Annotated in this window: 27 protein-coding genes and 1 tRNA gene; 24 read left to right on the top strand and 4 right to left on the bottom strand. The window is 49.1% G+C overall.

Going from position 1 to position 22859, the window contains the following annotated elements:
* Positions 1 to 35: 35 nt before the first annotated feature.
* The 7 genes from uvrC (at position 36) to ABJU74_RS12635 (ending at position 6549) form a co-directional block, all read left to right on the top strand.
* Positions 36 to 1952: an excinuclease ABC subunit UvrC gene (gene uvrC / locus ABJU74_RS12665; RefSeq protein ID WP_348384629.1), complete on the top strand. Its 1917-nt coding sequence runs from the start codon at positions 36 to 38 to the stop codon at positions 1950 to 1952.
* Between the two features lie 82 nt (positions 1953 to 2034).
* Positions 2035 to 2181, top strand: a complete 147-nt coding sequence (locus tag ABJU74_RS12660; protein WP_348384628.1) for a hypothetical protein — start codon at positions 2035 to 2037, stop codon at positions 2179 to 2181.
* An 84-nt stretch (positions 2182 to 2265) separates the two neighbouring features.
* Positions 2266 to 3000, top strand: coding sequence for a DNA repair protein RecO (recO, locus tag ABJU74_RS12655; protein WP_348384627.1), 735 nt, complete (start codon positions 2266 to 2268; stop codon positions 2998 to 3000).
* Positions 3001 to 3058: 58 nt separating this feature from the next.
* Positions 3059 to 4108 (top strand): 3-isopropylmalate dehydrogenase, encoded by a 1050-nt coding sequence (leuB, locus tag ABJU74_RS12650; RefSeq protein ID WP_348384626.1) that lies wholly within the window; start codon positions 3059 to 3061, stop codon positions 4106 to 4108.
* A gap of 24 nt (positions 4109 to 4132) precedes the next feature.
* Entirely contained in the window at positions 4133 to 5341 is a 1209-nt protein-coding gene (locus ABJU74_RS12645) for an aminotransferase class I/II-fold pyridoxal phosphate-dependent enzyme (RefSeq protein ID WP_348384625.1), read from the top strand.
* Between the two features lie 18 nt (positions 5342 to 5359).
* Positions 5360 to 5758: a Co2+/Mg2+ efflux protein ApaG gene (gene apaG / locus ABJU74_RS12640; protein ID WP_348384924.1), complete on the top strand. Its 399-nt coding sequence runs from the start codon at positions 5360 to 5362 to the stop codon at positions 5756 to 5758.
* The gene (locus tag ABJU74_RS12635) at positions 5755 to 6549 is read left to right on the top strand and encodes a LysR family transcriptional regulator (RefSeq protein ID WP_348384624.1); all 795 of its coding nucleotides are present in this window, start codon (positions 5755 to 5757) and stop codon (positions 6547 to 6549) included. The genes apaG and ABJU74_RS12635 overlap by 4 nt, the downstream gene beginning before the upstream one ends.
* Positions 6550 to 6564: 15 nt before the next feature.
* Here ABJU74_RS12635 and ABJU74_RS12630 read toward each other — a convergent pair whose 3' ends face one another.
* The 3 genes from ABJU74_RS12630 to ABJU74_RS12620 form a co-directional block, all read right to left on the bottom strand.
* Positions 6565 to 7881 (bottom strand): serine hydrolase, encoded by a 1317-nt coding sequence (locus ABJU74_RS12630; protein WP_348384623.1) that lies wholly within the window; start codon positions 7879 to 7881, stop codon positions 6565 to 6567.
* Entirely contained in the window at positions 7874 to 9862 is a 1989-nt protein-coding gene (gene parE, locus ABJU74_RS12625) for a DNA topoisomerase IV subunit B (protein ID WP_348384622.1), read from the bottom strand. The genes ABJU74_RS12630 and parE overlap by 8 nt, the downstream gene beginning before the upstream one ends.
* A gap of 92 nt (positions 9863 to 9954) precedes the next feature.
* Positions 9955 to 10629, bottom strand: a complete 675-nt coding sequence (locus ABJU74_RS12620; protein ID WP_348384621.1) for a GcrA family cell cycle regulator — start codon at positions 10627 to 10629, stop codon at positions 9955 to 9957.
* A gap of 123 nt (positions 10630 to 10752) precedes the next feature.
* Here ABJU74_RS12620 and ABJU74_RS12615 point away from each other — a divergent pair, with 123 nt between their 5' ends.
* Positions 10753 to 11610, top strand: a complete 858-nt coding sequence (locus ABJU74_RS12615; RefSeq protein WP_348384620.1) for an ABC transporter permease — start codon at positions 10753 to 10755, stop codon at positions 11608 to 11610.
* 27 nt (positions 11611 to 11637) lie between these two features.
* On the opposite strand, the gene hspQ is transcribed toward ABJU74_RS12615, so the two are convergent.
* On the bottom strand, positions 11638 to 12018 hold the full coding sequence (gene hspQ, locus ABJU74_RS12610; RefSeq protein WP_348384619.1) for a heat shock protein HspQ: 381 nt from the start codon (positions 12016 to 12018) through the stop codon (positions 11638 to 11640).
* 157 nt (positions 12019 to 12175) lie between these two features.
* Here hspQ and ABJU74_RS12605 point away from each other — a divergent pair.
* From ABJU74_RS12605 to ABJU74_RS12530, 16 genes are all read left to right on the top strand, one after another.
* A tRNA-Ser gene (locus ABJU74_RS12605) sits at positions 12176 to 12265 on the top strand.
* 151 nt (positions 12266 to 12416) lie between these two features.
* Positions 12417 to 13679 carry an integrase arm-type DNA-binding domain-containing protein gene (locus tag ABJU74_RS12600; protein WP_348384618.1) on the top strand — a complete coding sequence of 421 codons (1263 nt, stop codon included), beginning with the start codon at positions 12417 to 12419 and terminating at the stop codon, positions 13677 to 13679.
* 72 nt (positions 13680 to 13751) lie between these two features.
* A complete protein-coding gene (locus ABJU74_RS12595; RefSeq protein WP_348384617.1) occupies positions 13752 to 14033 on the top strand; it encodes a hypothetical protein in 282 nt (93 codons plus the stop codon).
* A 10-nt stretch (positions 14034 to 14043) separates the two neighbouring features.
* Entirely contained in the window at positions 14044 to 14703 is a 660-nt protein-coding gene (locus ABJU74_RS12590) for a hypothetical protein (protein WP_348384616.1), read from the top strand.
* A 35-nt stretch (positions 14704 to 14738) separates the two neighbouring features.
* On the top strand, positions 14739 to 14930 hold the full coding sequence (locus tag ABJU74_RS12585; protein WP_348384615.1) for a helix-turn-helix domain-containing protein: 192 nt from the start codon (positions 14739 to 14741) through the stop codon (positions 14928 to 14930).
* Complete coding sequence (locus ABJU74_RS12580; RefSeq protein WP_348384614.1) at positions 14927 to 15112, top strand: helix-turn-helix domain-containing protein; 186 nt, start codon at positions 14927 to 14929, stop codon at positions 15110 to 15112. The genes ABJU74_RS12585 and ABJU74_RS12580 overlap by 4 nt, the downstream gene beginning before the upstream one ends.
* Positions 15109 to 15504 (top strand): hypothetical protein, encoded by a 396-nt coding sequence (locus ABJU74_RS12575; protein ID WP_348384613.1) that lies wholly within the window; start codon positions 15109 to 15111, stop codon positions 15502 to 15504. The genes ABJU74_RS12580 and ABJU74_RS12575 overlap by 4 nt, the downstream gene beginning before the upstream one ends.
* Positions 15504 to 17462 (top strand): AAA family ATPase, encoded by a 1959-nt coding sequence (locus ABJU74_RS12570; protein WP_348384612.1) that lies wholly within the window; start codon positions 15504 to 15506, stop codon positions 17460 to 17462. Before ABJU74_RS12575 ends, ABJU74_RS12570 begins: the two co-directional genes overlap by 1 nt.
* Positions 17463 to 17740: 278 nt before the next feature.
* Positions 17741 to 18490, top strand: a complete 750-nt coding sequence (locus ABJU74_RS12565) for a type I restriction enzyme HsdR N-terminal domain-containing protein (protein ID WP_348384611.1) — start codon at positions 17741 to 17743, stop codon at positions 18488 to 18490.
* Between the two features lie 893 nt (positions 18491 to 19383).
* Positions 19384 to 20136, top strand: coding sequence for a hypothetical protein (locus ABJU74_RS12560; RefSeq protein WP_348384610.1), 753 nt, complete (start codon positions 19384 to 19386; stop codon positions 20134 to 20136).
* 175 nt (positions 20137 to 20311) lie between these two features.
* Positions 20312 to 20794, top strand: coding sequence for a hypothetical protein (locus ABJU74_RS12555; protein ID WP_348384609.1), 483 nt, complete (start codon positions 20312 to 20314; stop codon positions 20792 to 20794).
* Between the two features lie 55 nt (positions 20795 to 20849).
* Entirely contained in the window at positions 20850 to 21464 is a 615-nt protein-coding gene (locus ABJU74_RS12550) for a hypothetical protein (RefSeq protein WP_348384608.1), read from the top strand.
* 93 nt (positions 21465 to 21557) lie between these two features.
* Positions 21558 to 21998, top strand: coding sequence for a DUF5681 domain-containing protein (locus ABJU74_RS12545; protein WP_348384607.1), 441 nt, complete (start codon positions 21558 to 21560; stop codon positions 21996 to 21998).
* Positions 21995 to 22249, top strand: a complete 255-nt coding sequence (locus ABJU74_RS12540) for a hypothetical protein (RefSeq protein ID WP_348384606.1) — start codon at positions 21995 to 21997, stop codon at positions 22247 to 22249. The genes ABJU74_RS12545 and ABJU74_RS12540 overlap by 4 nt, the downstream gene beginning before the upstream one ends.
* Complete coding sequence (locus tag ABJU74_RS12535) at positions 22242 to 22409, top strand: hypothetical protein (protein WP_348384605.1); 168 nt, start codon at positions 22242 to 22244, stop codon at positions 22407 to 22409. The genes ABJU74_RS12540 and ABJU74_RS12535 overlap by 8 nt, the downstream gene beginning before the upstream one ends.
* Positions 22402 to 22680: a hypothetical protein gene (locus ABJU74_RS12530; RefSeq protein ID WP_348384604.1), complete on the top strand. Its 279-nt coding sequence runs from the start codon at positions 22402 to 22404 to the stop codon at positions 22678 to 22680. The genes ABJU74_RS12535 and ABJU74_RS12530 overlap by 8 nt, the downstream gene beginning before the upstream one ends.
* The last annotated feature ends 179 nt before the right edge of the window (positions 22681 to 22859 follow it).

Below are 22859 nucleotides of genomic sequence, written 5' to 3'. Positions count from 1 at the left end.
TGGTAAACACCAGCGCTCCCGCTTAGATATAGCCTATGTCCGGCCCGCAATCTCCTGATCGCTTCAACGAAGATAAGGCGACTTCAACCGTTCGCGGCAATGAAACGCCTGATATCGAAACCGGTATGACTGCCATTCGGGAGACTTTAAATACCTTACCCAGTCGCCCCGGCGTTTATCGTATGCAAGATAGTCGCGGTGACGTTTTATATGTCGGGAAAGCCCGGTCCCTCAAAAACCGAGTGGGATCTTATGTCCAGATGAATCGCCTGCCGCATCGTTTGATGCGGATGGTGGCGCAGACCCGTTCGATGACAATTGTGACGACGGGCAGTGAAGCCGAAGCTTTGTTGCTGGAAGCCCAACTTATCAAGAAATTTCGTCCCGCCTATAATGTGTTACTCCGCGACGATAAGAGTTTTCCCTTCATATTATTGCGCGAAGACCATGATTTTCCGCGTATTCAAAAGCATCGCGGAGCGCAAAAGGCCAAAGGCAAATATTTCGGACCTTTTGCAAGCGCTGGATCGGTCAATCAGACGCTGAACGCTTTGCAAAAGCTCTTTTTGCTTCGTTCCTGTACCGACAGTTTCTTTAACAATCGATCGCGGCCTTGCTTGCTCTATCAAATTAAGCGCTGTTCAGCGCCTTGTGTCGACCGCATTAACAAGGAAGATTATAACGAACTGGTGGAAGACTCGCGAAACTTCCTGTCTGGCAAGTCGACTGATGTCCAACAAAAATTGGGCGCGCAGATGGAGAAGGCTTCTCAAGATCTCGATTTTGAGATGGCGGCGCTATATCGCGATCGCTTGAAAGCCCTGACATTCATTCAAGGCAATCAAGCTGTCAATGCCGCTGGACTTCCCGATGCCGATATTTTTGCCTTGGCCGCGAAGGGAGCAACGGTTTGCATCCAAGCTTTTTTCATCCGAGGGGGCCAAAATTGGGGGCATCGCAGCTTTTTTCCTGCGCATACGAGCAATGTCGAAATCGAGGAGGTCTTTTCCAGTTTCTTGATGCAATTTTACGATCGGATGCCTCCGCCCAAGCTGGTATTGCTCGACCGGGAACTGCCGGACGATAATCTGTTGTCGGAGGCGCTGGGAACCCGGGCTGACTATAAAGTCAGCATTTCAAAGCCGCAACGCGGCGACCGCTTGAAATTGTTGAAGCAGGCCAGCCGCAATGCTGAAGAAGCACTAGATCGGCGTCTCGCGGAATCTTCTACCCAAGCCAAAATAATGCGGGAAATGGTTGATGTTTTGGAGCTGGAATCCATACCGGATCGCATTGAAATATACGATAACAGCCATATTCAAGGCACTAATATGGTCGGCGGTATGGTTGTAGCCGGGCCCGAAGGGTTTCGCAAAAATGCCTATCGCAAGTTTAATATCAAAAATCCCGACACCAAACCTGGCGATGATTTTGCGATGATGCGAGAAGTATTGGAACGACGCTTTGCGCGCGCGCAGAAAGAGGATCCTGATCGGGAGAAAGGGGAATGGCCTGATCTCGTGCTTATCGACGGCGGAAAAGGGCAGATGAGCGCGGCGCGAGATGCTTTAGCCGAAATTGGCGTGGATGACGTCACTATGATTGGTGTGTCCAAAGGCCCTGATCGCAACGCGGGACGAGAAACATTCCATTTCATGGACGGACGAGAGTTAAATCTGCCAATCAACAGCCCGGTTCTATTTTATCTTCAGCGTTTGCGGGATGAAGCGCATCGTTTCGCAATCGGAGCTCATCGCCAGAAACGCGCCAAATCTATCGGTCACAGTTCATTGGACGATGTTCCGGGCATTGGTCCCGCGCGAAAACGAGCAATGTTGTTGCATTTTGGGACCGCTCGGGCGGTCAAAAATGCTTCTCTCGATGACCTTCAAGCCGCGCCCGGTGTTTCGGCTACCGTTGCACAGAAAGTCTATGATTATTTTCACCAATGATAAGACCATGGATTGGCGCGACGGATCCCAAGCAACTTAATCTTAAGCCAATTTCGCCATAAACGTTCAAGAGGAGCGGAATATGGATCTTTTTGCCCAGATGTTTGCGGATATATTGCAACTGACGATCAAGAAAGACGGTAAATTATTGCTTTCAATCGGCGGCGCTGTTGTGCTGGCTGTGCTGACGATAATTGTGATTGCTATGTTTACGGTGAGCGCCGGCTAACGGATATTTCTGCTGTTATCTGCAGTTTGTTAAGTCCGATTGAAAACTTCACCTTGTCGGTCTTTGCAGCTACTAACGTCCACTATGGCCAGCCTGCGCACATCTGCTATTATTTGTTCTGTCCGACAACATGGCGAGCATGGCGCGGTTGTGCGCGCGTTGACTCCGCAAAATGGGCTTATGGCTGGATATGTCAGAGGAGCGCGTTCGCGGACAATGCGTCCGATATTGATACCGTCCAATATTGTGCAAGCCGATTATCGGGCCCGTACAGAAGACCAGCTCGCATCGATGACAGCTGAATTGCAACAAAGCCGGGGTCCTTATCTCGGAGAGCCATTGGCCAGCGCGGCCTTAGACTGGGTCACCGCTTTAACGGCGGCAATTTTACCAGAAGAACAAAGCTATCCGCAATTGCATTCTGCTTTGACTGCGTTGCTCGATGCCATTTGCGGGGCGCCTTCCGCTAAGGGTTGGGCAGTCGCTCTGGCGCGTTATGAATTGCTCCTTTTGTCGGAATTGGGATTCGGTCTGTCATTGGATATTTGCACCGCCACCGGTAACGCTGAGGACTTAATCTATATCAGTCCCAAAAGCGGCGCCGCTGTGAGCAGGGAAGCGGGGCAAATCTACAAAGAAAAACTCTTACCGCTCCCGGCATTTTTGAACAGTCCGGATCAACCGCAATGGGATGATATTTTGGATGGCTTGAAGGTGACCGGCTTCTTTCTCCGACGTCATTTTTTCGCAGACCATAGGAATGATGTCATGGCAGCCCGCTCGGTTTTGGTGGATCGGTTGAAAAGGGTGGTTGCCTAATTGCATCGGGCGCGGCAGGGAGTGGCAGAAACTTTCCAATAAGCTTGGGATATTTGACATGCAGATTGCGGTGCTCGCCGGGGACGGCATTGGCCAGGAAATAATGGTGGAAGCACTTCGGGTTCTAGAAAAGCTGGACCTACCTGATTTACAGTTGAAACCCGCTGATGTGGGTGGAACGGCCTATAAAAACCATGGTCATCCTTTACCGCCAGCGACTTTGGATCTGGTCATGGCTTCCGATGCCGTATTATTCGGCGCGGTCGGAGACCCGGATTGTGATGATTTGGAACGACATTTGCGTCCTGAACAGGCGGTGTTGGGATTGCGCAAGGAGATGCAGACCTTCGCCAATTTGCGGCCTGCTAAAGCATTCTCGGGATTGGAAAATCTTTCTGCGTTAAAGCCAGAGGTGGCCGGAGCAATTGATCTTTTGATCCTGCGAGAATTGACCGGTGATGTTTATTTCGGCGAAAAAGGGCAGCGCCAATCCGCTGCAGGTCTCCGCGAAGGCTATGATATCATGGCTTATGATGAGCAAGAGATTAGCCGTATAGCGCATATCGCCTTTAAAGCAGCGCAGGGACGTCGGAAGAAATTATGTTCGGTTGATAAGGCAAATGTTTTGCAAACATCGGTTTTGTGGAGAACGGTCGTTAATGAAGTGGCTGCGGACTATCCCGATGTGGAATTGAGCCATATGTATGTGGACAATGCCGCCATGCAGCTGGTTCGCAATCCCGGGCAGTTTGATGTGATGCTGACCGGTAATATCTTTGGAGATATTTTGTCTGACCAAGCCAGCATGTGCGTTGGGTCCATTGGTTTATTGGCATCGGCATCACTAGGCACTGGAACCCACGGCCTTTATGAACCTATTCACGGAAGTGCTCCCGATATTGCCGGGCAGGGCATTGCCAATCCATTAGCCATGATATTGTCTGCTGCGATGATGCTAAGGCATAGCTTTGCTATGGAGACAGAAGCCGCTCAGATTGAACAAGCGGTTGCAGCTGTATTGGAAAAGGGCTTATTGGGTCATGATCTCGGGGGCAATGCCTCGACCCGGGAAATTGGCGATGCAGTGGTTGCTCAACTTGCCGGTTGAGTACTGAAGGATTGAAGAAAAGATATGAAAAGAGATACCGGAAGAAATCGAAGCATCACGGAAACGTGGCGTCCGGCGACCAAAGCCATTCGCAGTGGAACCATGCGCAGTGAATTTGGAGAAACTTCCGAAGCGCTGTTTCTAACCTCTGGTTATACTTATGATTGTGCCGAAGATGCGGCCGCACGATTTAATGGTGAACAAGCGGGAATGACCTACAGCCGGCTGCAAAACCCGACAGTTCAAATGCTTGAAGAGCGAATCGCGGTAATGGAAGGGGCCGAAGCCTGTCGCGCAACTGCCTCTGGCATGGCCGCGATGACCGCCGCCTTGCTTTGCCAACTAGAAGCCGGCGATCATGTGGTTGCCAGCCGGGCGCTTTTTGGATCATGCCGCTGGTTGACCGATACGCTGCTCCCCAAATTTGGCATTGCCACGACCGTCATTGATGGCCGTGATCTAGAAAATTGGGAGCAGGCTATTTCTCCCAAGACCAAGGTTTTCTTTTTCGAAACGCCCGCCAATCCGACCATGGATGTTATCGACCTGCGTGCGGTGTGCGATTTGGCGCGTGCGAAAAACATCACCACGATGGTGGACAACGCCTTCGCTACCAATGTTCTCCAGCGACCAATGGAATATGGCGCGGATGTTGTGGCCTACAGCGCGACGAAAATGATGGATGGTCAAGGACGCGTATTGGCTGGCGCTGTGTGCGGCAATGAAGAATTTATTGAAGAAACCCTGCTTGGTTTCATTCGCAATACTGGACCGACCTTAAGCGCTTTTAACGCATGGGTGGTTTTGAAGGGACTCGAGACATTGGATCTGCGGATTCGCAGGCAGAGCGAAAATGCCATCCAAGTCGGAAGATTTTTGGAACAGCGGGTTGAAAAAATATTGCACCCTGGCTTGTCCAGCCACCCTCAGCATAATCTTGCGATGAGCCAGATGGAGGCTGCGGGTCCAATATTTTCTCTCTATGTGGGTGGCGGCCGCAAACAGGCGCACTCCTTGCTTAACGCTTTGAACTTAATTGATATTTCTAACAATATTGGAGATAGCCGATCGCTCATGTGCCATCCTTCATCGACCACCCATCATGGATTGGGCGAAGAGGCCAGGTTGGCGATTGGGATTAGCGAGGATATGCTCCGGATTAATATCGGGCTGGAAGACCCGCAGGATTTGATCGAAGATTTGGATCAGGCTCTTTCGTCTGTCGGACTTTGACGCTATTAAGAAGCCATGATGCAATCCTTTTTCCCGTTTTCAGAAACGACAGATGACATAACCGTTCGCGTATCGGTAACATTCTTGCCAGAGCAATCCGATATTGACGGTTTGCGTTGGTTTTGGGCTTATCATATTCGCATCGAAAATGACCGGGATCAGGCGGTACAATTGCTCACGCGCCATTGGCGTATTTCCGATGCACGCGGAGCATTGCACAAAGTGGATGGCGATGGGGTGATCGGCGAGCAACCGATTATTCAACCCGGAAAATCCCACGACTATGTTTCTGGATGCCCGTTAAACACCGCGAGTGGAGCCATGGCTGGCCATTTTATGTTTGTCGGAGAGGGCCCGGAACCGTTTGAAGTGCGTATTCCTCATTTTCCACTATCAGCGCCCACTGTCGAACAATGAAGCGCACCCATCTGCCGTTAAACGGATTAAGAGTACTCGATGCCGCAGCGCGTCATCTCAGTTTTACACGTGCAGCGGACGAGCTAGCGGTTACACCCGCTGCGGTTGGCCAGCAAATTCGGGCACTGGAAGATATGCTGGGCGTCGTGATGTTCCGACGCACACCCAAAGGGTTGGAGTTAACAGATGAAGCGGCCGCCGGTCTCGATGCCCTGCGTTCAGGCTTTCTAGAATTTGAAGATGCGGTTCGGGCCATGCAAGCCGGTCAGTCATCGCACAAGCTGACCATCGCCGCGCCTCGAGATCTGACTGCCAAATGGCTTAACGAACGGTTGGCTCGATTTTCGCAGGACAATGCCGATGTCAGCTTTGCCCTCGTGGCTTCGGAAGGAGGGGCTGATTTTACTGAGGCCAATCTGGATGTGGCCATTGGTCTCACAGATGGACCGGGAGAAAATGAAGGCGTCATCATCGGTGACACGATATTTGTAAAAATCACAGCCCCATCAGCGGAAGCGGGCCAGAAAATCGACTGGCCAGGCTGCCCGATTTCAGAAGGCGAGGAAACGCTGATGCGGGTTGCTGATGGCGGTTTGGCGATCGAAGCAGCTGCAAATGGTTTTGGTCATGCGTGGGTACCGAAAATGCTGGTCCAGCAAGATATTGCGGCAGGACGCGTTGAAGTTATTGGCGAGGATAGCAAATCCTCACGCGGATATTGGCTCGTCGCTCCGCTTCCGCAGTGGCGACAGAAAAAAGTAAAGGCGTTGGTTGCTGCCTTGACCGCTTAGCCGGGCTTTTTATCATCACCGTGCGGCGGTAAGATTAAGCAACCGGTTCATCATCGTTGTAAATTTACCGGAATCTACCGGTGCGTCGGGATTGTTCCAGCTTCCGGAAATGGCATAGGTTTTTCCGGATTTTGACTTTGCCAAAAATGCGTAAGAAATAACGCCGGGCTCGGATCCGCCTTTGCCGCCAATATAGGCCCAGCGCAACGCATCTCCTGGGGGAATAATCGGGTTGACCTTGAGTATATTTTGCACAACCGGATCTTTAATCTGGCTGATTTTCTGGAGCAAACCGGTTATGTCAGTCGGGGAGGCGAACCATTCCACAATGTCAATATGCACGGGTTTATTCGCGAGATTGGCAATATCAATTTTATCGGGAAACAGGCCAATCTGATATTGCTTGAGAATTTCAAGCCGTTCGCGTTTATTGGCTTTGCTATACAGTCCCCGTGCACCCGCATTTCGCGGCATTTTGAGATCAAAAAACTCAACGGTTTTTAGCAATGGTAATATTTTGTCAGGATTACCATGTCCGGTTTCCAAAACCGTTTCTTCCAGTGCAGCATTGCCAAGCTCGGTCATTAAAATATCGGTGGCGCTATTGTCGCTAATCGAGACCATCAAAGTCGCTAGGGCTTGGAGGGTCAACGGGCTTTTTTCCGGCCAATTCTGTATCATTCCGGAGGGCAGTGATTTGCGATAGAGACGAACAACGTCATCCCAGTTTTTTTCACCCTCATCTATTTTGGAAGAGAGCGCTGCCAAAACGTAAAGTTTAAATGTTGATCCAATGGCAAATTGCTGATCGGCCGCGTGTGCGGCTAGAATTTGTGGCTGATCACTATCCAGTTGGGCGATTTCAAAACCGGCCTTGCCGGGCAGGGCCATGAATTCTTGTTTGATCTTTGCAATGCTATCGTCGTTGGTATTGGCGCCCGTGACTTGCAGGCCAACAACCGGGTGAGGAGAGGCGCTGTCCAGAACCATTCGAAAGGCGAGGGTGGCTTTGGCGAACATGATTTCAACCGTACCGTCATTCGCACTGGCAGGGATGATGCGGCTAATTTTTATTGGTTCTCCATATTGGGTTTTAAGCTGTGTCACCAAAAGCCGGAATTGCGCTGGAGAGATGACATCGCGAAAGGAACTGGCGAAAAAACTGACTTCCGTCTTTGCGCCATCTAAAATTTCCATCAGGTCTGCGGAGCGCTGCTGATAGACCGGTGAGGGTGCAATTTGCGATGGAGATTGCCCAAAAACCGGCTGGGATAGGGCCATTGTCACGGCCAAGGCGCAAAAGAAAAAGGTTCGGATGAACCGATTAGGCATCAATCGCCTCTTCATCGAGGCTTGATGCATTTTGCTGGATGAAATTGAAACGATGTTCGGGATTTTTTCCCATCAGCCGATCAACCAATTCTTTGACCACTGCCCGGTTTTCATATTCCTGCGGGAGCGTGACCCGGTAAAGCGAACGGGTGTCTGGATCCATGGTGGTTTCTTTAAGCTGGTTGGGGTTCATCTCGCCGAGACCCTTGAACCGGCTTACTTCCACCTTCTTGCCTTTGAAGGGGCCGTTTTCTATGGTTGCACGCGCTTGATCGTCCTGCGCGTACAGACTTTTGCCCCCCGCGGTCAGCCGGTATAATGGTGGGCGCGCCAGATATAGATGTCCCTGCCGCACAAGTTCCGGCATTTCTTGAAAGAAATAGGTCATCAGCAAAGTCGCAATATGTGCACCATCAACATCAGCATCGGTCATGATGATCACGCGCTCATAACGCAAATTGTCTGGATCACAGTCTTTCCGCGTCCCACATCCCAGCGCAAGGGTCAGATCCGCTATTTCGGCATTGGCGAAGATTTTCGCGCTATTGGCCGAAGCCACATTTAAGATTTTCCCGCGTATCGGCAATATGGCTTGTGTTTTGCGATTGCGCGCTTGTTTGGCGGATCCACCAGCACTGTCGCCTTCGACGATAAACAATTCCGTGCCTTCCGGGTCGTTGCCAGAACAATCGGTCAGTTTGCCGGGCAACCGGACTTTGCGCCCGCTTGTCGCGGTTTTACGTTTGACTTCCCGTTCGGCCTTGCGCCGCAGCCGTTCATCCATCCGCTCAATTACAAAACCCAGCAAAGCCTTGCCGCGATCCATATTATCAGTCAAAAAATGATCAAAATGATCTCGGATGGCATTTTCGACAAATTTGGCGGCTTCCGGAGAGGTCAGTCGGTCCTTGGTCTGGCTTTGAAATTGGGGATCGCGGATAAAGACTGACAGCATCATTTCGCTGCCGGAAATAATATCATCCGCTGTCAACTGAGATGCTTTTTTCAATTGAACCAATTCCCCGAAGGCCCGCAGACCTTTGACGAGTGCATTGCGCAGGCCCGTTTCATGGGTGCCGCCATTGGGTGTTGGGATGGTATTGCAATACCAACTATAGCTGCCGTCCGTCCAAATCGGCCAGGTAATTGCCCATTCCACGCGCCCTGCATCGTCAGGGAAGTCCTGATTGCCCGCAAAAAAATCGGTGGTCACGCATTCGCGTCCGCTGAGTTGCTCGCGCAGGTGATCAGATAGACCACCAGGAAATTGGAATATGGCTTCCGCCGGCACATCATCGCTGGCTTGAGCATCATCGCATTTCCAACGAATTTCTACACCGGCATAGAGATAGGCTTTGGACCGCGCCAATTTGAACAAACGGGAGGGCTTAAACATGTTCCCTTCGCCAAAAATTTCCGTGTCAGGAACGAAGGAGATACTGGTTCCACGCCGGTTTGGGGTGCTACCAATTTCTTCCAGTTTGGATTGTGCATTGCCTTGTGAAAAGGACTGGCGATAGATGGTCTTGTTGCGCGCAACTTCAACGACGGTATCGGAAGATAATGCGTTGACCACAGAGACACCAACACCGTGCAGGCCGCCTGATGTGGCATAGGCTTTGTCCGAAAATTTACCGCCCGAATGCAAGGTAGTCATAATGACTTCCAGTGCCGACTTGTTGGGAAATTTAGGATGCGGGTCGACCGGAATGCCGCGGCCATTGTCAGTCACGGTCAGGCGATTGTCCTGGTCCAAAGTAATTTCAATCCGCGTGGCGTGACCCGCCACGGCTTCATCCATGCTATTGTCAATAACTTCAGCAGCCAAATGGTGGAGCGCGCGCTCATCGATACCGCCAATATACATGCCGGGGCGTTTGCGGACGGGTTCCAGTCCTTCCAGAACCTCAATGGCTGAGGCATCATATTCACCGGACTTCGAAGTAGCGGGCGGATTAGCGCCAAAAAGATCATCGGACATAATGATCCTATAAGAGCGTCAGAGTCACGCTGGCAAGAGGCTTATTAGGCCTCTTGCTATATGGTCTGTAAAAAATTGTGTTGTCCGTCGAATTAGCGAACTCTTGGCCCACCAAAAGGCAAGGGTGGCGGTGCACGCCGTGCGCCGCGTGGAAGCTGCGCTTGGAAAGCCCGACCGCAATGTTCCACACAATAAGGGAAGCCGGGATTAACCGGTTCACCGCAAAAGTGGAAATCAGGTTCACCGGGATGGTTCATTGGCCAACGACAAATTCTGTCATTCAAATCAAGTAGGCTGGTTTTGTCCGCGATCTCGTCGCTGGGCTTAGCCGGAACCAAGCGCCGCGGTGGAGCCGGTGGGATGGGCGCCTGTTGATCTCCTGGTCCCTGACGCAAAAATCCACCAGGCCCAACAGACACAATTTTAGGGCCATCGGGCTTGGGCATTTTGGATTGTTGTGCCGCATGGGTGCGCGCCGCAGGTGTGGGCGGCGGCATCGCGCGCCGGGCGACATGTTCTTCTTTTTGTTTGGGCTTTTTAGTTGTCTTGGTTGCCGCTTTTTTGGGTTTTGCCGCTGGCTTGCCGCCTTTGGTCGTTTTGGCTTTCGCCTTGACTGGTGAGGGGCGGGACTTCAGCCCCAAGCGATGCGCTTTACCGATGACAGCATTGCGGCTTACGCCGCCTAATTCTTCCGCAATTTGGCTTGCGGTCAGGCCTTTTTCCCACATCTGTTTTAGATGATCGATACGTTCGTCGGTCCAAGCCATTAAATATCCCAGTTCATTACTATAGTGATGCCAATATAATCCCTTTCGCCAGATTTTCAATCGGACTCGTGGTTGGCATTTATGGGTTGTGATTGCTGTCGCAAGCCGATAGTCGAAAAGATCATGTTAGACCAGTCCCAAAATAGCAATTCCGACAATAGTGATTTTATCCCGCAATCTTATGGGGAGCCTGGTGTCGCGGTTATTCGCGGCGTGAACTGGAGCGGTTTTCTCGCTCTATATTGGAAGGAAGTGCGCCGTTTTTTCAAAGTCCAATTGCAAACGGTTTGGGCGCCATCCATTACAACCCTGCTTTTCTTGATTATTTTTACCGTGGCCTTGGGACGCGGCGATCGCACGGTATTGGGTGTGCCCTTTGCTGATTTTATCGCACCGGGTTTGATCTGTATGGGGATGATTCAAAATGCCTTTGCCAATAGCAGCTTCTCCTTATTGGTCGGAAAAATTCAAGGGACGATTGTAGACTATCTGATGCCGCCGCTGTCGGTCGGGGAATTGCTGGCTGGCTTGGTTGGCGCGGCCATTACGCGGGCGGCCTTGGTGGGTTTTGCGGTTTGGCTCGCCATGGCGCTCTGGCCCGGCGTAAATGTTAGCGTCAGCCACTGGTGGGCGGTTTTGTGGTTTGGCTTCATGGGATCGGCCATGCTCGCTCTATTGGGTGTTCTCACTTCGATCTGGGCAGAAAAATTTGATCACGCTGCAGCGGTCACCAATTTTGTCGTAGCGCCAGCGGCCTTATTGTCGGGGACTTTCTATTCTATTGATCGCTTGGCGCCAACATTTCAAGCAGTGAGCCACTTTAATCCGTTTTTCTATGCAATTTCGGGTTTTCGTTACGGGTTTCTCGGCGCTGCCGATTCTCCGATCATGGCGGGATCCATCATCTTGTTGGTGATCAATATTGCATTGACCGCCTTATGCTATTTCCTGCTGCAAAAAGGTTGGAAAATCAAATCTTAGCGCTTGAATTTGCCGCGCTGAAATTCCCTAGTGGCGATGAATGTGATGCAGGCGATACTTGCCGTCGCCGACATTTTTGAACATTAACCCGACATCTGGATGCATCACTGGCTCACCGCTATCATCTTCCAGCAAATTTTGTTGGCTGACATAAGCGACATAGCTGCTGTCCGCGTTTTCCGCCAGAAGATGGTAAAAAGGCTGATCCTTGGACGGCTGCAAATCCTTAGGGATCGCATCATACCATTCGTCACTATTCGCAAAGACCGGGTCGATATCATATATCACACCCCGAAAATCAAACAGACGATGTTTCACGACATCGCCAATGGCGAAGCTCGCGTCTAAAACGGTCGGTGTATCCTTGGGCAAAGGATTGTTCGACGAAAGATGTTTAGCTGGACCCATTGCTATAATCTAATCAGTTGTGAGACAGATGCAAGCATTGGCGTGGCCAGGTGTTACGGTTTCTCGCTTGGCAAATTGCAGATCATGGTCTAAGCGCCCCGCTAGTTTACCACTACGGTCCGATGGACCAGGGTTCTAAGGCCAATAGCCAAAGTGCGGAGAGGTGCCAGAGTGGTCGAATGGGGCGGTCTCGAAAACCGTTGTGCGAGCGATCGTACCCAGGGTTCGAATCCCTGTCTCTCCGCCAGCTATACCCTCACAGCTTAACATACTACCCCATGTAACCCGCATGATTGTGGGATTTATCCCATCCACCCATACTAAGTTGTCTATTGCAATAACTATGCAATGCACATAGTATTGTGGACCAAATCGTGGACCAAAATGTGGAGCTGCACATGGCAAAGTTAAATGCCCTTCAAGTTAAAAGCGCAAAGCCGAAGGGTGAAAAAACTCCGTTAAAGCTAAGTGACGGCAACGGCCTTTATCTAATTGTGAAGCCCAACGGCTCAAAGCACTGGTTATTGCGCGTTGTAATGCCCAATCCCAATGGCGGCGTGGGAAAGCCCAGGGAATTTGGGTTAGGCTCCACTAATCTGCTGTCCTTAGCGCAAGCCCGTGAGAAAGTCGTTGATTGGCGGAAATTAGCAAAACAAGGCATTGATCCGAAGGCTGCTGAGGATTCGGAACGGCATAAAGCAGAGATATTGGATCAACGAATTGGCAGAACTTTTCGCCACGTTGCTGATGAAATGATTTCTGATCTTGAAAAAGACTTCGTGAATGCGAAGCATCGGCAGCAATGGCGCAATACTCTATCTACTTACGCCTATCCCTCTTTAGGTGATTTAACGCCAAATGAGATAACAGCGGCTATGATAATGGCTGTTGTCCGGCCTCATTGGCGTGACAAGCGCGAAACTATGCAACGGGTGTTAAGGCGAATCATCCGAGTGCTCAATTTTGCTAATATCCATGATTATCGTGACCACCCTGCGCCAGATGCAACGGAAATGATCAGCGCATTGGGCAGAAAGCGTATAGCGCAAAAGCATCATAGCTGCGTGGAATATCCCGAGGCTCCAGCCGTTATAGCGAAGCTGCGTAACTCAGATGAAACAATGGCTAGAATTGCATTGGAATTTGGCATTTTAGCGGCTGCAAGATCCGGTGAGATAAGGCTAGCCACTTGGTCTGAGATTGATTTTGATAACCGCGTTTGGACTATCCCAGCCGAGAGAATGAAAGCAAAGCGCCTGCATAATGTCCCGCTGGTTGAACGGGCAATTGAATTGCTGGAAAAGGTAAAGCCGCTAGCAAAGGGTGGTGATAGCATCATCTTTCAGGGGCAAACCGGGAAAGAGTTGTCAGATATGACACTTTTGAAGGCCCAAAAGGTACTTGCCCCCGGTACTACCCAGCATGGTTGGCGCTCAACTTTCAGAGATTGGGTATCTGAGGAAACGAATTTTGACGGCAACCTAGCCGAAATGGCCCTTGCACACGCGATTAGAAGTAAGAGCGAGGCAGCATATCGGAGAGGACATCTGCTCGAAAAGAGGCGTCACATGATGGACGCTTGGGCAAACTATCTCGACAATAAGCAATTTGAAGTTTCCAGCTTAGACGAAGCCAGAGCGGCAAGGTCACAAGCTGGTTAAAACGGCCTGACGGGGCGCTCGAACGCCCTGCCAAGCCTAATCACAATGGCAACCATGAAAGGAACCGCCACAATGACTAATGAAGCGAATAACCAGAATCAATGGCAACAGCAATTGGACAATATGAGAAGCCTGAAACAACAGATGGATAATTTGCCTGATGATGCCGAAAATGGCGATGCTGTTGTTGAAAGCTATTGTAAGGCGCGAGATGCCCTTTTGACCGCTAAAGCCCCTAACGTGGCGGCTATGGCCCAAAAACTAACCCTCTTAATGGATATGTCATCAGATGGCAGCGTGACGCCAGCCGATATCGCCTTGTTACAAAGCGATGCCGAACGGTTAGCGGCTTAGGATCAATCTAATGGGCCGCGAAAACCTCACAACCAGAATAAACTTTGATACCATTTGCGTTGATCCTTCTCCGGAGGGTGCATCGCGGCTCTTTTCATTTCTCGCAAAACCTCAACACCCTGGCGCTCCTTTAAGAAAGTTACAAAATTGGCTTTCTCTCAATGGGTTAGACGTTCCAAGAGAGCCGAAAAGGAGCAAAAAACAGATAAATGAAGCAGCGGAAGATGTGCTTTTTCAAGTACAAAGAACCATTAAATGTGGTGATGTTTACGTGAGGGCACTTTGGGCCAAGGGGGTAAGGGAGAAGGCTATGCCTCAAGTTGAATATGCGCGCCCACTTAATTCCGCCGAAATAACCGAACGAAACTGGTCAAGCAGAAGATCAGTTGTCCATATCGCGGCTGGTTTGAGAATGGTAATGTTCCAACGTCAACAGGGGCTTACTTTTTTCAGAATGGGGAAGCCCGTCGATGAACAAATGGAAGATTTTCTTACAATGTTGAGAGATGATTACAGCTGGATCAAACCAACCTTTGAGGCGTCTATGGGGCACTTGCATATGGCAAATTGCGTTCAGTTTAAGTCCCCAAAAAAGTTATATATTCCGCTTCTCATCGAAAAGCCCATTGTCGCAAAAAACGTATACATAGATCCGATAATTTCTGATTAAAGGAGCTGTTGCCTAACAAAAAAGAGGAGGCAACAATGACTATTTTAGATACCGGTGGGGCGGCTCAATATCTTTTGTTGAGTAAGCCCACTATGGAGCGATTTAGAGTTACAGGAAAAGGGCCTAACTACTGCAAATTAGGTGGTGCTGTGCGCTATCGCAAAAGCGACTTAGATGCTTGGCTTGAAAGCCGATTGACCAACTCAACCAATGAGGTGGCGGCATGAATATGAGAAGCACCGAACCACTAGTTGTATCCGTTAAAGAGGCAAGAAACCTGCTTGGCGGCCTATCGCACATGACCATTTACCGAATGTTTGACCGAGGCGATCTTGACTCGGTGCGCATCGGTGGACGGCGTATGGTGAAAATGTCCAGCATTAAGTTGCTGGCTGGAGAAGCGGCATGAGTTGGCTAGAACGAAAAAGCCCCGCACGAGGCGGGGCCTCCGATCAGCTTGGTTGCAATGATCTTAAAATTATCGAAGCAGATAACGGTTTGAAATTACCGCGCATTAAGAAAACTCCTACCGCCGTTATTGTTTGCAATATAACGCAAGATGGCGAATTTACCGTTATCCCTGGCTATATCGGAAAGTTCCGAATTGGCGAAATAGGCATGCCGCTTTACCCGTACATCAAGCTTCATTCCGCGAGACAAGCGGCTGAATGTGGAGGAGTGGTCCATTTTGCCTGTATGTCCGATGGCGTTAAGGCGGATTTCACACTTGGTACCGACAAGTTTCTGACTTGGGACAATAGCTTCAAAAGACTGAATTCACTGTATGGAGGAAATGCGTAATGGTTGCTCTTCCAAATTCAATTTCTCCGAACAATATCCCTGATAAATGGCGCATTCCACTTTCCTCAAAATTCTCATGTTTTCCCGTCAAATCCAATGACAAGAAACCTGTTGGTTCATGGAAGCGGTGGCAAACTGAGCGTCCAGATCAATCTAGGATAGAAACTTGGGCAGCGGAAGAAAGCAATGTCGGAATAGCAACTGGGGCGGTTTCCGGTTGCATCGTACTTGACCTTGATAGCGATCGTGCTGTCATGGATGCAGAGGCGAGGGGCTTGCCGACCACTGTTAAATCGAAGACGGCGAAAGGCATGCACGTATTTTTTAAGCATCCTGGCGGTACTATCGCCAACCGCGCCAATCTCCTGCCTGGCGTGGATATAAGAGGTGATGGCGGATATGTTGTAGCGCCAGGAAGCGTACATCCGTCAGGTGCTACGTACCAGTGGCTGAATTCGCCAGAAAGTTTTGAATTGGCAGAAATTCCAGCTTGGCTAGCTGGTTTGTTGAAACCCACTAAACAAAATCAAAGTGATTTCCATTTAAACGATAATTCTGCCTACGGGGAGGCGGCACTGGATAGTGAGCTATCAGCTCTCAGGCGCGCTCCAGAGGGTGAACGAAACGATCAACTAAACAGAACTACGTTTGCCGCTTCTCAACTGGCTCATGGCGGAGAAATTGAATCCGAAAAAACAAAAGCTCTAATTGCCAGTACAGCTAATGCTATCGGCTTGGATGAGGACGAGGTTGAAGCGACTCTGAACAGCGCTTGGGAAGCTGGCGCCATGAACCCGAGATCGGCGTCAGACCGATTGTCGAAGAACCCAAGGGAGGCCCTTGAAAACACAGCAACTGATGTAGATGATGCTCTCCCTTTGGTTTGGTTTGATGATGTAGAGCCTAATCTAGACAATTTGTGGCTAATCAAGGGACTCCTTCCGCAAACCGGGCTAGCTTTGATTTATGGTCATCCTGATAGCGGCAAGTCTTTTCTTGCGCTCGATATAGCTTTCCATGTTGCTATGGGAAGCCAATGGCATGACCTGAAAACAGAAAAAGGGTTAGTCGTATATGTTGGTGCTGAAGGATTGGCAGGATTGAGAAATCGGATGGTGGCATTTCGACAGCATCACAATCCGGTCGAGCCAATGCCCTTTGCATTGATACCAACGCCGATTGATATGCAAGGCGCAAATGCGGATACACCCAAGTTGATAGCAGCAATACGTCAAGCGTGCGAAGATAGTGGCCATGAACCTCGCCTGATCATCATCGATACCATCAGCAAAACCTTTGGGGCCGGCAAAGAGAATACCGACGATATGGCGAGCTATGTCGCAAATTGTGGGCGCGTCGCTGCTGAGTTTGATTGCTGTGTAATGCCCGTGCACCATCGTCCCAAAGATTCTGAGAGCAAAGATCCGAGAGGTCACAGTAGTTTGCGAGGTGGGTGTGACACAATTCTGCTTGTTGAAAATGGGCAAACAAAGAAAGCTACTGTCTTTAAACAGAAAGACGGTGAGGGCGGACAGTCCTATTTGTTCAACCTTAAAACTGTTCAACTGGGTTTCGATAATGACGGCGAGCCAGTTACAAGTTGCATCGTCCAACCGACAAAAAATGATCTGACGATACCTGTAAGTGTCGGCGCTATGGCCAGACGCAAGTTGAACGACGGTCAAAAGCTAGCGCTATCGGAACTTGGCAAGGCGATTGAGAACCATGGCATCTCCATTCCAGACGAGGTTCCGGATGACCGCATCAATAGAAAAATGATCACAAAAGTCGTCAGAATCAAGGATTGGGCGGACAGCTATTTTGCAGTTACTGCAGCTGATGCGGACAGCGCGGACAAAAAGCCGGATACGGCTAAGCGAACTTTTCGTCGGTACAAAGAAAAGTTGCAAACATCCGAAATTATAGGGATTTGGGAGGATTGGGCGTGGATTTTATAATACTGGGACGGACAAGTCGCGGACAACTACTCGGACAGTTTTTCTTCACATCGACCACTGCCGGACAGGACAGGACAACGGTCCTAAGGACCGTGTCCAACTGTCCGCTGTCCCAAACCAATATCAGAGTTCTATAAAAAGAATTAGGATATCAGTCTGTCCTCGCTTCTATTAGAGCATTAATTCGATTTTATGTGTCGTTTGCATTCTCTATAAAACTAAACTAGATTTTGATAATAAATCAACGAGATAAGTTTATGGTTTACAAGGGGGGTATTATGGCAATTCCAAAAAGAATACAAAACCGGCTAGTAAAAGGGCTAAAGACTTATCAGCCTATCGTTAAAAAGCTTCGTTCACGAGACGTTTCTGAGGCCGATACAGTTACGGTGATAAAGGACATATTTGCTGATATTTTTGGTTTCGAAAAATACACTGAACTGACCAGTGAACAGCAAATTAGAGGGACGTTCTGTGATTTAGCAGTCAAGGTTGAAAGCAAGATCCATTATCTTATCGAAGTTAAAGCTGCCGGTGTTAACTTGAACAGCAAGCACCTCAAGCAGGCGGTGAACTATGGAATGCATGAAGGAATTGAATGGGTTATCCTGACCAATGGCATCGAATGGAAAATCTATAAATTGCGGTTTGTGAAGCCGGTGGAATATACTGAAGTTATGTCTTTCAGTTTTTGCGACTTAAACCCAAAGTCACAAGATGACTTAAGTCAGCTCCATATTCTTTGCCGCGAAAGCATAACTACCGATGCATTGGCCGAGTATCACAAGCAGGCTCAGATTGTGAACCGCTTTGTTGTCGCGGAATTAATTCAATCAGATGAAGTATTACGAACTGTTAGGCGTTCAATGCGTCGGATATTCAACAACATCAAAGTTTCTGAGGAAGAACTTCGGATTGTTATCTGTGATGGAGTGCTGAAACGCGACGTGCAAGAAGGCGATGATCCAAAAAAGGCCAAAGCAGCCGTCCGCAAAGCAATGAATTCATATGCACGAAAACAGGAATAACTTTTAATTTAAACGAGATTCGCTGTTACTTTGCAAGGACTGTGTTCACCTGTTAACAACACGCTCAATACGCGCGCGCACATGGGGCCGTAGTTTCAAACCCAGCCCAGTTTATCCGCTTGGGCATGAAAAAGACAAAGCAAGCCAAAGCACCTGAATATATCACCTCTACTTTGAACGGACGCAAATGGCCGCCTAACCGCCCAGCCAAAGTAACCCCTACCTTGTTGAGAGGATGGCAAGAACAAAAACCCGGCCCCGGCATTAATCGCCGAGCCAAGCCTAAACATTTTGAACGGGCTTTCATTATTTTGGGTTGGCGAGAAACGTCATGGTATTTCAAATGCTCATCGCGGCTGGTTAGCCGATGGGTAAATGAGGCCGACAAACCCGCCTTATTGGCACGGAGAGTCAATATGAGGCGCAATCCGGAGCGTCATAGGCTCAAGGCCCAGATGGCAGCATATTGGGACTGTGAGCCCTTAAATCCTGAATGGGTTTAGTAAGTAGGGCGGATACTATGTCCGCCTTTTTGTATCATTACCTCAAAGAGTTACGGTGATCATTGTAACTATAGGCCACATTTTGGTCCACAATTTGAATGTGGTTGGCTTGTTTGGAAATCAGTGAGATTGTTTCAAAAATGTTCAACCAGCAGGGAGCGAATAAGTTGAGAGCCGTCCGGTTAAGCTGTGGCTGCTTTATCCCGAAAGTGGACATTGCAAAAACACTTTACCGCAGTTGAAAACTATTAGCTACATAACACAACCTGAACACGAACTGATCATCATGCCATCGATTATTGTGATAGATGACGGCAGAAGCGTGCCACTTGATTGTATGAGCAATGATAACCATTTGTTCGGTTAGTCACGAACAACTTTGCGGTAGATATGCAATCATTTTTAGGTCCGTCCTTAGTAATTTTCATAGGAGGCTTTATTGCGGTCTGCGGCGCATATTGGGCCGCAACTCAACAAGACCAACAACAACGAGAGCTGAATAGAAAGAATGATGAAATTGCTATATTGGCGAAAGAAAATGCGGCCCTGAGCAAGCAGGTATTTGACGCAATCCAAGGAGGTGATAGCTACCCATTTGTTATCTATATTCACATTAACCGGACTGCAGGCCCAGATGAGCCGATACAACTACAAGCATATATTTTTTTGAATGGGGATAATCCGGTAGACTGTCTTGGAGGACGAGAGGAAAATCACACCCGATATACCTCTGCTTTGGAGCGCTTCAACAAGAATGGGAAGGCAAACGCCCAGGGGCAAATTACTTATTCCCAACAACAGATAGATGAACTTGAAATTGCTAGGGGAACCCGACTTATACCAGCCACTCGGTTGCATCCGTACGATCCAGATACGAGGTTATTTGAAGGTGGAGTCCCTATTCCTGGAATCGTTTCAATTCCATCATCTGCAAAAGAATGGGAATTTAGTGCGCAAATTAACTGCAGAAATGGGAAATTTGTTACAGCAACCCGCCTTGAATTTACAAAAGTTACTGATCACCCTGAATTACCCAATGGAGGATACTGGGATGTGACGGACACGTTAGTAAAAGAAAGGCGGGATGGAGATCTGATCATGCGAAGGGATTGGAATAACGATCCATCATCCACCAGCCAATAAAAGAAAAATTCGTTTACTCAACGTTCAGTTCACTTCTCAAGATATGGGCAGAACCAACACGACCGCTTTTGCGCCCTTAACGGACACTAGCGGCGGTAACTCGGCAATCCAAGTCAACATACAACTCCTGCATCAATCCTTTCGCTGATCCCGCGAATAGTCAGGAGAATAAAAAATGCCCAGTTATCTGGATACCGATGGCGCACCTGTTAGCGCTCACACTGCCACCATCGACGGAAAACTCCGCGCAGGTTTTAAGCAAATGCTGGATGAAGGCGACAGCTTAAGCTTTGATGTTGCGCTAATTGACTCCACACCTATCAAAACCTCAGACAGCAACGTTTATCTATTGGATAAGATCAGCGAGACTTCAATCGAAGATGCCTTCCGCACTCACTTAGAGGTATTAGGAAAACCCAAACAACTTAATGCCATAGCGCAATTGCTGACAATGGATGCTCGGCAAGTTGATGAGTTGGTTCGGCAGACAGCCGTTAAAATCTTAACCGCTCAAGTTGGCGCTGCAAGCGTCTCGAAAGTCATCAATGACGGACATTTTGACGGCTTATTCAATCGTGTGAACGAAATTTTTGACAAGCATTTTGAAACAAAAATTGGCCTTTCACGAACGCTGAAAAACTCCGCTCCAAACTTCTAGTACAATTCCTAAATCACAGCCAAGCGCCTGAATCCGGCGCAGAAAGGTTAGAATAATGGCAAAGCCAATCAAAGGCCGCATCGAAGCGGCTCTAAAGCCGACCAGCCGTGTCGCCACCATATCCGAGTTGATTGATGAACTCCCCAATGAAATTGAACTGTTAGAGCAACGGCGACAACAGGCCGAAAGCGACTCTCTCAACATGGCCTTGCAAGAGGCTGATCAAGAGGATGCTATCTTGCTTGAGCCAAAGTTGGCGAGAGGAGTAAAACGGCTTGAATACGCCCTTTCACAGCTCCAAGAATTGCGGGATGAGCGCATCAATTCCCAAAAGGCGCAAGAACAGCTTGAGCGATACAATAAAGCTAAGGACGACCGCGAAGCCGTAGCGAAAGACCTTAAAGAGTTTTGGGCAAATGAAATGCCGAAGCTGCTAGATATTTTGCAACGGATGAAAGAAAACACAGAAGCGATTTACCGGGTTAATAAAGACCGTCCCGGCGAAAGCCCTCCATTAGATAGCGCTGAATGGGTTGCCCGTGATTTGGGCCAAGAGGGCAAACGAACTGGCGGGAATTACTATTATATTGAGAAGATGCGCATTCCAGATTGGGATTATCTCAGCTTGTGTGCATGGCCTCCTGCCCAGAGTGTTTCCGGGTATCGTTGAACGTTCAAAAATTCCAGCGCGGTCACCGTTGGTTAGTGGGGCGGGAAATGGTTTTGGCAGCATTCCGCCCCACTAGAAAATAAAGGTTAGAATATGACCATTGCAAGAACAGAAAACGGACAATTTGCGGCTGGAAAATCAGCTAATCCCAACGGGCGGCCCAAGGGTTCGCGCAATCGTTCAACCGTAATGGCTCAGGGCCTGATTGATGATGATGCGGACGAAATCATTAAGAAAACAATTGAGCTTGCTAAAACGGGCGATCCCGTGGCCTTACGGCTCTGTATGGAACGCCTATTGCCGCCCCGCAAAGATAGGCCGGTTGAGATTGATTTGCCCGATGTCAAAAAAGCCAGCGATCTAACTGCTGTTATTGGTGCAATTACAAAGGCGGTTAGCGAGGGAGAAGTAACCCCAGCCGAGGGCTCCGCGCTTTCTGGCATGTTGGAAACACAGCGACGCACCATTGAAACTGGCGAGCTTGCACAGCGTTTGGATCAAATCGAAGAAATGGTGAACGGAGATAAGAGATGAGCAGCAATCTTGGCCGCCGAATTGGAAGGATTAAACAACATTTGGATAGGTCGCAAACGCGTGAACCGATTGACCTCTCGGCTCTAACTGATCGTGAGCTTAGTCTTATTGAAGAAATATTCCCGAAAATCGCAAAGCACGGCAGTGAAGCCATTGCAGAAATTGACAAACGCACACGATACGAATTGATTGCTGCCTGCGATAAGAACCCGGCGCTTTATCCTTTCAAAATGGGTTTAGCCGATGCCTGAAATTGATCCTATTATCCTTGAGCTTCGCGCCGATACCGCAGGAACGCTGATTGTTACCGCGTGGAAATTATCGCAAGTCGTTGACGGTCCTAATGCCGGAAAGGCCATTGCAGGGCTTCTTAGGGCGAATGCGGACGTTCTGGAGGCTGCTGATGTCTAATTTGTCAAAGCGGCTTGATAATCTGGAGCGTGGCCTAAAATCTTCGGACAATAACCCCAATGTTTGGCATCAACTTGTTTGGGAAGTTGGCCAAGATTTTGACGATATGCTGGATGAATATGGGCGTGAACGGATTGGGCTTGATGACGGTGTGATTATCCATGAAGTGATAGACGCTAAAGACGCGAGGCCCGCTCCAGATCCCGTGCATGATGCTGGCCGGGAAAGGTTGTCTTTGTTTAAAATTAGGTCAAATTTGGTCAATTCGTAATAGCGCAATGAAGCCTGTCAAACGAATTGAGTCCGCTTTGGGCGCAAAAGCGGACATGAATTTAGTGACAATCTATTGAGCCACCAAATTGCAATAGGCAGCCAACCATTCAGAAAACGAAGCAGAGATGGTCTCGGTTGTCCCAAAGTCGTGATCAAAGAACAATATTGGATTTTCAT

It is taken from the genome of Parasphingorhabdus sp., assembly GCF_039982415.1.
Classification (GTDB): Bacteria; Pseudomonadota; Alphaproteobacteria; order Sphingomonadales; family Sphingomonadaceae; genus Parasphingorhabdus.
This window is presented reverse-complemented; position numbering and strand designations above follow the sequence as displayed.

Bases quoted from the DNA above. Each gene is read 5' to 3' on its own strand.
- uvrC (WP_348384629.1), top strand. From the start codon at position 36: ATGTCCGGCCCGCAATCTCCTGATCGCTTCAACGAAGATAAGGCGACT.
- ABJU74_RS12660 (WP_348384628.1), top strand. From the start codon at position 2,035: ATGGATCTTTTTGCCCAGATGTTTGCGGATATATTGCAACTGACGATC.
- recO (WP_348384627.1), top strand. From the start codon at position 2,266: ATGGCCAGCCTGCGCACATCTGCTATTATTTGTTCTGTCCGACAACAT.
- leuB (WP_348384626.1), top strand. From the start codon at position 3,059: ATGCAGATTGCGGTGCTCGCCGGGGACGGCATTGGCCAGGAAATAATG.
- ABJU74_RS12645 (WP_348384625.1), top strand. From the start codon at position 4,133: ATGAAAAGAGATACCGGAAGAAATCGAAGCATCACGGAAACGTGGCGT.
- apaG (WP_348384924.1), top strand. From the start codon at position 5,360: ATGCAATCCTTTTTCCCGTTTTCAGAAACGACAGATGACATAACCGTT.
- ABJU74_RS12635 (WP_348384624.1), top strand. From the start codon at position 5,755: ATGAAGCGCACCCATCTGCCGTTAAACGGATTAAGAGTACTCGATGCC.
- ABJU74_RS12630 (WP_348384623.1), bottom strand. From the start codon at position 7,881: ATGCCTAATCGGTTCATCCGAACCTTTTTCTTTTGCGCCTTGGCCGTG.
- parE (WP_348384622.1), bottom strand. From the start codon at position 9,862: ATGTCCGATGATCTTTTTGGCGCTAATCCGCCCGCTACTTCGAAGTCC.
- ABJU74_RS12620 (WP_348384621.1), bottom strand. From the start codon at position 10,629: ATGGCTTGGACCGACGAACGTATCGATCATCTAAAACAGATGTGGGAA.
- ABJU74_RS12615 (WP_348384620.1), top strand. From the start codon at position 10,753: ATGTTAGACCAGTCCCAAAATAGCAATTCCGACAATAGTGATTTTATC.
- hspQ (WP_348384619.1), bottom strand. From the start codon at position 12,018: ATGGGTCCAGCTAAACATCTTTCGTCGAACAATCCTTTGCCCAAGGAT.
- ABJU74_RS12600 (WP_348384618.1), top strand. From the start codon at position 12,417: ATGGCAAAGTTAAATGCCCTTCAAGTTAAAAGCGCAAAGCCGAAGGGT.
- ABJU74_RS12595 (WP_348384617.1), top strand. From the start codon at position 13,752: ATGACTAATGAAGCGAATAACCAGAATCAATGGCAACAGCAATTGGAC.
- ABJU74_RS12590 (WP_348384616.1), top strand. From the start codon at position 14,044: ATGGGCCGCGAAAACCTCACAACCAGAATAAACTTTGATACCATTTGC.
- ABJU74_RS12585 (WP_348384615.1), top strand. From the start codon at position 14,739: ATGACTATTTTAGATACCGGTGGGGCGGCTCAATATCTTTTGTTGAGT.
- ABJU74_RS12580 (WP_348384614.1), top strand. From the start codon at position 14,927: ATGAATATGAGAAGCACCGAACCACTAGTTGTATCCGTTAAAGAGGCA.
- ABJU74_RS12575 (WP_348384613.1), top strand. From the start codon at position 15,109: ATGAGTTGGCTAGAACGAAAAAGCCCCGCACGAGGCGGGGCCTCCGAT.
- ABJU74_RS12570 (WP_348384612.1), top strand. From the start codon at position 15,504: ATGGTTGCTCTTCCAAATTCAATTTCTCCGAACAATATCCCTGATAAA.
- ABJU74_RS12565 (WP_348384611.1), top strand. From the start codon at position 17,741: ATGGCAATTCCAAAAAGAATACAAAACCGGCTAGTAAAAGGGCTAAAG.
- ABJU74_RS12560 (WP_348384610.1), top strand. From the start codon at position 19,384: ATGCAATCATTTTTAGGTCCGTCCTTAGTAATTTTCATAGGAGGCTTT.
- ABJU74_RS12555 (WP_348384609.1), top strand. From the start codon at position 20,312: ATGCCCAGTTATCTGGATACCGATGGCGCACCTGTTAGCGCTCACACT.
- ABJU74_RS12550 (WP_348384608.1), top strand. From the start codon at position 20,850: ATGGCAAAGCCAATCAAAGGCCGCATCGAAGCGGCTCTAAAGCCGACC.
- ABJU74_RS12545 (WP_348384607.1), top strand. From the start codon at position 21,558: ATGACCATTGCAAGAACAGAAAACGGACAATTTGCGGCTGGAAAATCA.
- ABJU74_RS12540 (WP_348384606.1), top strand. From the start codon at position 21,995: ATGAGCAGCAATCTTGGCCGCCGAATTGGAAGGATTAAACAACATTTG.
- ABJU74_RS12535 (WP_348384605.1), top strand. From the start codon at position 22,242: ATGCCTGAAATTGATCCTATTATCCTTGAGCTTCGCGCCGATACCGCA.
- ABJU74_RS12530 (WP_348384604.1), top strand. From the start codon at position 22,402: ATGTCTAATTTGTCAAAGCGGCTTGATAATCTGGAGCGTGGCCTAAAA.